Raw genomic sequence first — 3,435 nt, forward strand, 5'->3', positions numbered from 1 at the left:
GCCAGTCATGCATCTGAGCTGCTGGGGTATCCCTGAATTTCTCCAAACGGGACTTGACAAAVTCATAGGGTGACAATACCTTGCTCCGTTCGGCGTGCCGGACCATCATCTGCTCGAACTCCAGTTCGGTCATCGAAAGATACTTACTCACCGTACGGCGGTTGAGGACTAACTCTTCGCTTATCTGCCTAATGGAAAATCCTTCCCTGTAGAGGCGGTGAATCTCAAAATAAACCATAAATTTGTTTAAATACACATTCATAAAGTGCTAGTTTTGATACGCTAGCAAAATAGTCCATAATCCTTAGGGGCATGCCCCTAAGGGATTATTGGTGGTGCATTCTTGTTGCCAAATATGGTGCAGTCTTATTTACCGAAATTGGTGCAGTTGTATTTACCGATTACAACAAGGTATGTTATTCTTCCATATACAGATACAAACAGATCCTAATATCAAGGGAGACCTTAATTAGAGAAAAGAGGCTTCGAAGCCAAAAACAGCCTCATTCTGCTGCAGTTCTTAAAGCCCTTTAAATGGCGACCAGGAATATTATGCTCATATCCACATACCAACAAATGAGGAAATACACAAATACTCAAATGGGTACGAAGGTGGTGTAAAATTCTTCCGAAGTCACTTCCGAGTAGAACAGATGGAGCATACTGGCTATGTCTGCGCCTGTGGTGCTGGCACAATACTCTTTTAGACATGTTTTTAATTAAGGTCCCGTTCCTAATTTTTCAATAGCCTCATGAGGGGTTGACCCACAATCTCACCATTTTGGCTTTTCAAGGCAGCACAATACTGCGCAAAACCGAACTAAGTAATAAAGATTTCTGCTAGAAGTCGTATCGGTTTAGAAAGATTTTGAATATATTTGGATAAATGTGTTAAAAAGAGTTTAGCACTTGAAAATCTTGAAAAAGCATCTTCTAAGGTACAACAAGTAAAGTACTATATCCCTGATTGCAGTGTATCCGGGGGAATGTGTTCACATACTTAAGGAGAGGAAACATAGTAAGAGTGCCAAAAGATTATATGTTCCACTCTTCGACGAATAACTAATTACTACCAAACTAAGCATTTTGATTCCGAAAGTTTTCAAATTAGGAAAGGGATGTTAAAAATAATACATGAATATATTAGTAATAAATTGCAATTGTAATGCCAAGTGGGGGATATTGTGCAATAGTATACGTGAAGAAAATTATTGTGTATAATACAAAAGGCCGACTATGCAATTAAAAATTGAAAAATGGATCGTTGAGCAAAAATTGAGTGCGAAAATCACTCCACTTTTTGATGAGGCAATTAAGTCTTATAAGGCATCGGCATATAAAGCTTCATTACTCTTCTCCTACTTGGGATTTATGACAATTTTAAAAGAAAGAATAATAAAGTCACAATTACCCCCTGGATTTCCACAGAAATTATGGGATAAACTAAAAACTGATGTTCAAAACACAGAAGTATGGGACAAGAAGGTGTTTGATTCTACTCAAAGAATTGATCCATCAAAAATTTACCCAATATCTGATACGTTAAGACGAGAAGTTGTTTATTGGAAAGACAGAAGAAATGACTGCGCGCACTTTAAACACGAAAAAATTGATTATCATCACGTTGAGTCTTTTTGGAGCTTTCTTGAAACTAACCTAAGCAAATTTACTGTTAATGGGGGCAAAGCTTCTTTGCTCAGAAAATTCAAAGACCATTTCGATTTTACCATTACCCCTCCAGATAAAGAAATTAATTCATTAATAATTGAGGTGGAATCGGCTGTAGATGTTAGTGAACTAAAATTATTTTTCTCAGATATAGAGTCAGAGCTTGATGATATTTTGGATCACTATCATTTCAAAGTTTATAATGAAATACTAGGATACTATAAAAATCAAATAGCTGATGAGTTAATTGAATATATTAAATATGACGATGCCCGTTTATTAGATTTTATTCGAAAATACCCAGATAAAATACTGTGTTTAAATTTAGATGAGGTATTCATAAGAGATTTGTGGTATACTAAACTTTTTTCAAATACTTTTGATGACTTTAAAGTTTATACAAGTTTACTTCAAAATAATCTAATTAGGCCACAAGATATTGAAGAGGCTAATCAAAAGATAGTTCGTAGATTAACAACTCAAACTCCCGATACATACTCAAAAACTGTGCTTGAATGTAATGGATTCTATGACAAGTTGAAAGATAAAATTTTCCCAGAAAGTGGTATCCCTACATATGCAGCTGCAAATCAAATAACTCAACAAATTATTCATTACATTGAAAACTTCGATTTGGATGAATCAATCGTGACGGCAATATGCAAAACATTTAACAGGCCGTATATACCAAATGTTCTTCAAGATAAATTGAGAACTTACTTTCGGAATAGACCAGGTAAAAAACAGGAATTTAATAATGTCGTTAACGGTATATCAGACTTAAAAATTCCTGATAGCCTTGATTTTATTAGAATTGAAGAGAGCCGCGATTAACGAGTTTTACATAACTACAACTAAGAAAACATGGCAGGTCGCTGATATTCATAAGGTTTTTACTTCGTAGCTATCTTTCTCTTAGGTAGACAGTAAAGTGCTTAATAAGAACTGGGTTTATTAGTTGTAAAACTTGTTTTGCAACCTGCTGTTAAAGTCAATTCGCTAATAGACAAACTTAGTTTTTACTGACCCACAGGTAAAAAGCAAAAGTAACAGCTATTTTTCTTCAACCTTAAGATTAACCATCAAGTAAATCAACGAAAACTATATTGTAAAATGAGATAAATGGAAAATTTAGCCTATTTTAGCAGCCTGACTCTTTGACGACATGAACAGAATAAAGGAAGTACTTGAAGAAAAAGGAATTAAACAAACTTGGTTGGCTGAACAGCTTGGCAAAAGCTACAACATGGTGAACGCTTATGTTCAAAACCGACAGCAACCGAGACTTGAAGTACTATACGAGATAGCAAGAATTCTGGACGTTGAAGTCAAAGATTTACTCATAGAAATTAAGAAAAACGAGCACAATGGCTACTAATATTACACCGCTTGACCAACTAAAAGCCTTTTTAAACCAACTGTTCCAGTTCGACTCTCAGGATCTGGACTTTGGCGTGTACAAAATCCTTCACTACAAAAGGAAGGAAATCGCCAACTTCATTGACCAGCTATTGGTGGATAAGGTAAAGGAACAACTCCAAACACTATCCGCTGATGAATCCAAGCAGATCAAAGAACAAATTGCCGATCTCGAAAAGGACGACATCATCAAAGGTTGGTTGGAAGCTGAAGCAGATGAAAAGAAGACGCTAGAGAAGTTTGGGAAGGATAAAATCAATCAGTACAAAGAACTCAAAGCCAAGGCCACAGAAGCCACCGTTTCAGTAGAAACCGAAAATCAGATTTACAACCACCTGACCTTGTTCT

At 35.8% G+C, this 3,435-nt stretch carries 3 protein-coding genes and 1 pseudogene; 3 read left to right on the forward strand and 1 reads right to left on the reverse strand.

Annotation, left to right across the window (positions count from 1 at the left end):
* Positions 1–262, reverse strand: a 262-nt coding sequence (locus A3SI_RS21285; protein WP_009057399.1) for a response regulator transcription factor, incomplete at its 3' end; no start/stop codon positions are given.
* A 974-nt stretch (positions 263–1,236) separates the two neighbouring features.
* On the opposite strand from A3SI_RS21285, the gene A3SI_RS15590 reads away from it, so the two are divergent.
* From A3SI_RS15590 to A3SI_RS15600, 3 genes and pseudogenes are all read left to right on the forward strand, one after another.
* Positions 1,237–2,502, forward strand: a complete 1,266-nt coding sequence (locus A3SI_RS15590; protein ID WP_009057401.1) for a hypothetical protein — start codon at positions 1,237–1,239, stop codon at positions 2,500–2,502.
* A 331-nt stretch (positions 2,503–2,833) separates the two neighbouring features.
* Entirely contained in the window at positions 2,834–3,046 is a 213-nt protein-coding gene (locus A3SI_RS15595; RefSeq protein WP_009057402.1) for a helix-turn-helix transcriptional regulator, read from the forward strand.
* A pseudogene (locus A3SI_RS15600) lies at positions 3,036–3,435 on the forward strand (site-specific DNA-methyltransferase); the annotation flags it as partial. The gene A3SI_RS15595 and the pseudogene A3SI_RS15600, both read left to right, overlap by 11 nt.

Source organism: Nitritalea halalkaliphila LW7 (assembly GCF_000265075.1).
Lineage (GTDB): Bacteria > Bacteroidota > Bacteroidia > Cytophagales > Cyclobacteriaceae > Nitritalea > Nitritalea halalkaliphila.